Consider the following 6176-nt stretch of genomic DNA (forward strand, 5'->3'; position numbering starts at 1 on the left):
CCCACCCCTCGAAGGCCAATCGCCGGCCTGTTCGCCAGACCCCCAGTACCGGGCGATCCCGCCTTGCGATGGGGTGAAGCCTGCCTGGGCGCGGGGCGTTACGGGAGCGTGATGTCCCCTGGATGGCCGTGGGTAGATCTACTCAGGTTTGCGGCGTCTTCTGCCCGGCACGCTTCGCGGCCTGCGCGGCCGCCTTGGCCTTGTCTGCGGCTAGCAGGCTGTTACGCAGCGAGGCGAGCAGCGCGTCGACACCGGCTTCCTGGACGCCCTCAGTCGGCTGGACCAGGTCGCTGCCCTCGATCTTGGCCTGGATGAGCGTCTCGAGGGCTTCGCGATAGCTGTCGGCGTAGTCGCGCGGTTCGAAGTCGCAGGCGAGCTCGTCGATGAGAGCGACCGCGGCCCTGACCTCGCCACGGGTGATGGTGATGTCCTCGTACTGGAACGGGAAGTCGGGGGTGCGGATCTCGTCGGGCCAGAGCATGGTGTCGAGCAGGAGCGTCTGGTCATAGACGCGAAGCGCGCCGAGCGTCTCCTTCTGCCGGAGCGCGACCCTCACGATGCCGACCTTGCCGGACTCCTTGAGCGCCTCGACGAGCAGGACGTAGGGCTTGGTGCCCCGCGGCTCGGGTTCGAGGTAGTAGCTCTTGGTGAAGTAGATCGGGTCGATCTGGTCGAGCGGCACGAACGAGCGGATCTCGATGGTCTCGGCGTTCGGGAGCGGAAGGCTCGCGAAGTCGTCCTCGGTGAGCATGACGACGTCGCCGCCGGGGACCTGGTAGCCCTTGGCGATGTCCTCGAGCGGGACCTCTTCGTTGTCGAGCTCGCAGACCTTGCGGAACTTGATCCGGCCGCCGTCGGTCTTGTGGACCTGGTTGAGCGGGACGCTGTTCTCCTCGGTGGCGCCGTAGACCTTGACGGGGATGGCGAATGCCCCGTAGCCGATCGTTCCCCTCCACACCGCTCGCATGAACCCAGCTTAGCTCAGGTGTTCGAATCCGGGCTGCTACAAACGGGTGTTGGACGAGACCGTCGCGATCACGCTTTCGAAGGACGGCCCTGCTTCGGCGAGGGCTTCGCCCGAATAGTGGACGGCCTCCGCGGCCGCTCGGAGGACCTCGGCGAGGACTTCGACCTCGACGGGCGGGGCTTCGGCGAGCGCGGTCGTCTTGGCGGCGTCCATGCGGACGGCGAGGCCGCCGAGTGCCCTGGAGATGGCTCGCTGGGCTTCGAGGACCTGGGCGATGACCTTGGCGACGTCCTCGGGGTTGCCGAAGTCCTGGGGCGACTCGGCGCATTTGGCCAGCTCAGCGGCACTTGCGGCGAGATGGGTCGAGACCACGGTGGCGGGCAGGATTGGCTCGCTTGCGCGTACCACCTGATCACCGCCCCGATGCCTGACCGACCGTTTCGGCCCACATCGTGCCAGGCTCGCGACGTCCGGTCGTGGCAACACACCGAATGACATCGGACCAGTCTGCCGCGCCGCCTTCTTGACGCTACAAAAGGCCGCGCGAACATTACACCAAGTAAATCTCTGAAGCCTTGCGCCAATCTTTCGCCAGCATAGGACCGAACCGTCGCTTGACGATGCGCCAAACCTGCAGAACACGGGCAGCACAGAACTGAGCCGGTTACCGAGTCGTCGGACGCTTGTCACGAGGTGTCGCATCCTGTCTGCGAGGCCACAACGAATTAGACTCCGCACACAAAAAGAGATCCCTCCGGTCGCTCCACCGGGATTAGCGTGCATCCAGTCCTGATTCAGAGCCGTTGTAGATCTCCATGCCGTCAGCATCCCACGCCCTGCTGTACCACAGCTCGGGGCAGCCACGACGAAGGTTTCGGATTCAATCGACACCATGCCGTCGCCTCGGCCCTCAAACCATTCCAAAACGATGGGCCTGCCTGGTTCCAGCGCACACTCGGCCGCAGTCGACTCGAAAGCCACCCCAATGTGCCGATCCGCGCGGACAACGAATCTCACCTTCACCCTCCAAGATTATCCCATCTCGTCTTCGTACACCTTCAGCCTTTATTTCCAAGAAGGGGCATCGAATTCTCGACAAAGACTCTTTACGGCCTCGTTCAAGAGGACGTCGGAGTCGACCTCTACCAACTTACTCAGAATATCCTGGACAAACAAGAAAGCGGATTTCACAAGATCCGCAAGTTTGCAATGTCCAACAACTCGGCCATCATGTCCGCGAATAGCAATGTCGTCGCCAGTTAGATGCATCGACATTTCAACCTGCCCGTCAAAGACGAGGTCCTCCTTCTTGCTCACCGCCAGATCATCCAATGAAAATCGGAGCGACAGGCCGAAATCGATTAGAGCGACTTTACCGGTCTTGTAGGCTTGCCCGCCGACAGTCAGCAAGACATTTCCGAGTATCCACCTTTCTCGCACCACCCATCCAGGTGCCTCGATGATCGACCCAAGATGAGGCAAAAAGACATCATCATGCTTGAGACTTGACTCAAATTCGATTTCTACATGACCTGACATTTCATCGATTCCCCGAGTTTGGACATCCGAAAATCCTGATCGGCAAGCTCTTTACCCAATCCGAAAACATCATAGGTTCGGATCTGCATCCAGCCAGCAGCTTCCAGTGCAGAACGGACAGACCTCGAAAAATGCTTCGCCGCTGAAGTCATCGCTACCCCGTGCTTTGGTTGCCAAGGAAGCACCATCAACCGCAATTGTGGCGGGCGCCCCTCCGGCCTAGCCGACCGGCTCAGGGCGGCATGTCGGCTGGTCACGGTGCCAGAGGGTGACGACTCGGCCATTCGGCAGGTTGTGGTCCGCGATCGGGGTGAAGCCGGTCGCAGCCGCTGCTTCGCGCATGCCTGGCGGGTCGACCGCAGGGGTGAACTCGTTGATCGTTCCGGTGGCCGTGAACAGCAGGCAGGCTTTGCTGGCGTCGCCCGAAAGGCTTTTCAGGTCGTGGGTCAGCCAGTTCTCGTAATCGGGCCTGGTGTTGCCGAGGTCGGTGGGGTTGACCATGGGCATCGCCACTCCGTAACCCTTCTCGTGGAGAACGGCCAGCTGCACGGTGTTGACGTTGAACAAGCGATCACGGAAGCCGAATGCGGAAGCACCGCGGACGGCGTTGTTCGCGATGATCTGCTTGCCTGCCCAGTCGGAAGCCTCGATCCATTGGCGGGCGGTTTCGGCGTCGACCGGCTCGACCGCGTCAGTTCCGGCCGCGTTGCCCTCGGCGATCTGCATGGAGCCGCGCCCGTCCGTCACCGGCAAGTGGCCGTACAACGGGAGATCGAACCAGAGCGGGGTCGCGGTCGGCGAATGCAGGTCGAGTTGCGGGACCAGCGCGATCAAGACGACGACGCCGACCGCGACAGGCAAAGCCTTCGTGATCCGGCCGCCCAATCGGAGCAAACCCCACAGCACCACCAACGCCAACGCTGGCACCAGGCAAAGCTCGAACTGCGTGCCTGCGTTGGGAGAAGAAATGAGCGCCGCGAAACCGCCGATGACCAGAGCCGCGGCGGGGAAGACGGGTGATCCGATGGCGGCAGGGACGAAGGCGCGGAACCGGAGCGATTTCAAGCGGCGGACGAGTACCACGATGGCCGCGATCGCTCCCGCGACGTACAAGAGGCCGTGCGGCAGGTACTGATCGCCGATCAGCTGGTGGAAACGGAAGAACCAGGCGGCCGGGTTGACCAGGCCGCTTTGCGAACCGTACTCGGCGCTCTGTTTGCCATACCCGAAACCGGTCAGGTACTTGAACACGAGACTGCCGTTCGGGATGAGCCACAGGCTGGCCACCGCGACGGCGGCCAGGACTGCCACGCCCAGGTTGACCAGCCGTCGCCGCCGCTCCGCGCCGGCGATGACCTGCACCAGCGCGGTGGCGAGGAGCACCGCTACGTAGGCGACGGTCATGGTGCGGGTCAACGGCATGAGCCCGAGGAAGACGCCGAACGCGATCGATGATCCGATGCGCGTGAGTCCCTCCGACCGGATCAGGAAGTACAGCGCCGCCGTGGTCACCGCCGCGGCCGGTGCGCCGAAATGGTAGCCACGTGCCTCGATCAGGAACGCCGGCGCGGACGCGAGCACCGCGAACATCAGCCAAGCGAGCTTGGGGCCGCCAAGACGGTGACCCAGCGAATAGCCGAGCAGCACGACCGCGAGCACCGACAACAGCGGGACCAGAAAGGAGGTCACTACTACCGGCCCGGTGACGTACATGTGCAGTGACGTCAGCGCCGGAATGAGCGGCGCTTGGATTCCGGTGGACCCGACCGCCTGCAACCAGCCGTCCAGGCCGTCACGCCCGCCCGCGTAATAGTTGTTGAGCGCCATGCCCAGGTAGCCGGCTTCGTCGATGTCCAGCAGCTGCCCGCGTCGATAGGCCATCAGCCAGCGCACGTTCATGGCCAACCACACCAGGCACACCGACAACAGCACCCAGGCGCCGACCCGCACCCGCTGAATCCACCGGACCCCCATCATGGGCAAGAATCTAGCCGCCACCTCTGACCAGCGACGATGCAGGTCACCAACCAGCCAAAAGGCGGTGGCTCACACCAGCGGGGTCGGCTAGCTTGGGGAAGATCGCAGTTTCAACTGCGCCAGGAGCGGGACGGCAAGCGTGCGTCGGGGGTCGCCCACGTCCCGCCTTCACCAGGGGGATTCACGTGTCCAAGACACCCCTGCGCGGGGTGACGCGGCTCTTCGCCGTGGTCGCCGCCGCGCTGACCATCGGTGCGCTCACCAGTCCGGTCGCGAGTGCCGCGCCGATCAAGCTCGTGCTCACGGCCTCGGTCGGCGATGAGACCCGGCTTGTCGACAAGCCATTTGAGATCAAGCTGACGGTCACCAACAAGACCGACCAGGCGATGCACGGGGTCAAAGCCGACGTTTCGACTTTGACCGGGTCGTCGATCATCGTCACCGACTGGAACGGCCTGGCGGACACCAGGCCGACCGATCCCGGGGTCACCGTCGACGCCGGAGCGACCCGGACGTTCACGCTCATCGCGCATGTCTGGCGTTGGGAGGGCACACCACAGGTGAAATTCAAAACCAATGTCCCGACGAGCTACCAGCAGGTCGCGGACCTGACTATTCCCATGGTCGACCCGACCACCACGAGCGGGACCATCACCGGCGTCGTCTACGGCGACAGCAATGGGAACCGGGAGTTCGACGAAGGAGAAGGGCTCGCCGACGCGAAGGTCAGCGTTTTCGCGCCCGATCAGCAGCAGACGATCACGGACTCGGATGGCTGGTTCACCTTCCCCGATATGCCCGCTCGACGGTACTCGCTGTCAGTGCGCGATCTGCCCGATGGCTGGGTACTGGCCAAGGGGGATCTCTACGTCGATGTCGACAGCGATCAGGACGCCGATGTCAACATTCGCAGCGTGCGGCCAGTCTCGGACTCCTTGCATGTCAACGTTTCTCTGGATCGCGACGTCTACGCGCCCGGTGACACGGCCCACGTCACCTTCACGCTCACCAATGACAGCGCAGTGCCACTACTCGGGATCCAGGGCTGGTGCGATCGAGCAGGAGGCAGCCAGCAAGGCATCGAAGGCTGGAAGTCGTGGGCCGACCTGGTATATCCCGCGAAGGTCGACCTCGCACCCGGCGAAAGCCGCACCTTCACCGAGGTCGGCACGGTTCCACAGGTCGCGAACCAGTACGGCGGATTCGTCGTTGATTGCGACTTTGGGCCCGAAGGTGGCGAGGAGGACGGGTTCCCTGCCATTACCTTGTGGGGCAAGGTTCCTGGCGCTCCTGGGGACACCAGCGGGTGGATCTACCACGACGACGACCACGATCTGCGGCAAGATCCCGGTGAGGCCATCGCGGACACCACAGTCGAGCTGGTCGACGACGCCGATGAGGTCGTCGCGACCGGGACGACCGATGCCGAAGGCCATGTCGTCTTCCCGGCTGTGGCCGCCGGGCGGTACACCCTGAAGGTCGACGGCTGGGTTGCCGAGGATACGAGCACCTACCAGATTCAGGCCGGCACTTGTCAAAGCTGCGCCTGGGAATGGTCGCTGGTCTACAAAGCTGCCTGACAAGTCGCGGCCCCGCGAATAGCCGGGCCGCGTCTCAGGTAGCCCCGTTCAGCACCCCATCGCGTAAGCCGGTCTAGTATAAAAAACAGACGCAGCCCACGAAATTATCAGTG

Annotated in this window: 5 protein-coding genes; 1 reads left to right on the forward strand and 4 read right to left on the reverse strand. The window is 63.4% G+C overall.

Annotated features, from left to right (window positions below; genetic code table 11):
- Positions 1 to 142 precede the first annotated feature (142 nt).
- The 4 genes from ACFV15_RS20955 to ACFV15_RS20970 form a co-directional block, all read right to left on the reverse strand.
- Positions 143 to 967 carry a Ku protein gene (locus tag ACFV15_RS20955; RefSeq protein WP_378352159.1) on the reverse strand — a complete coding sequence of 275 codons (825 nt, stop codon included), beginning with the start codon at positions 965 to 967 and terminating at the stop codon, positions 143 to 145.
- A gap of 36 nt (positions 968 to 1003) precedes the next feature.
- Positions 1004 to 1375, reverse strand: a complete 372-nt coding sequence (locus ACFV15_RS20960; RefSeq protein WP_378352160.1) for a hypothetical protein — start codon at positions 1373 to 1375, stop codon at positions 1004 to 1006.
- Between the two features lie 657 nt (positions 1376 to 2032).
- The gene (locus ACFV15_RS20965) at positions 2033 to 2506 is read right to left on the reverse strand and encodes a hypothetical protein (protein WP_378352161.1); all 474 of its coding nucleotides are present in this window, start codon (positions 2504 to 2506) and stop codon (positions 2033 to 2035) included.
- Positions 2507 to 2725: 219 nt separating this feature from the next.
- Positions 2726 to 4483, reverse strand: a complete 1758-nt coding sequence (locus tag ACFV15_RS20970) for a hypothetical protein (protein ID WP_378352162.1) — start codon at positions 4481 to 4483, stop codon at positions 2726 to 2728.
- Between the two features lie 185 nt (positions 4484 to 4668).
- Between ACFV15_RS20970 and ACFV15_RS20975 the strand changes: the two genes are divergently transcribed.
- Positions 4669 to 6063, forward strand: a complete 1395-nt coding sequence (locus tag ACFV15_RS20975) for an SdrD B-like domain-containing protein (protein ID WP_378352163.1) — start codon at positions 4669 to 4671, stop codon at positions 6061 to 6063.
- Positions 6064 to 6176 lie beyond the last annotated feature (113 nt).

It is taken from the genome of Amycolatopsis sp. NPDC059657 (assembly GCF_042734395.1).
GTDB lineage: Bacteria > Actinomycetota > Actinomycetes > Mycobacteriales > Pseudonocardiaceae > Amycolatopsis.

What these genes read in the sequence shown, in the direction of transcription:
- ACFV15_RS20955 (WP_378352159.1), bottom strand. Translation starts at nt 967, where the DNA reads ATGCGAGCGGTGTGGAGGGGAACGATCGGCTACGGGGCATTCGCCATC.
- ACFV15_RS20965 (WP_378352161.1), bottom strand. Translation starts at nt 2,506, where the DNA reads ATGTCAGGTCATGTAGAAATCGAATTTGAGTCAAGTCTCAAGCATGAT.
- ACFV15_RS20970 (WP_378352162.1), bottom strand. Translation starts at nt 4,483, where the DNA reads ATGATGGGGGTCCGGTGGATTCAGCGGGTGCGGGTCGGCGCCTGGGTG.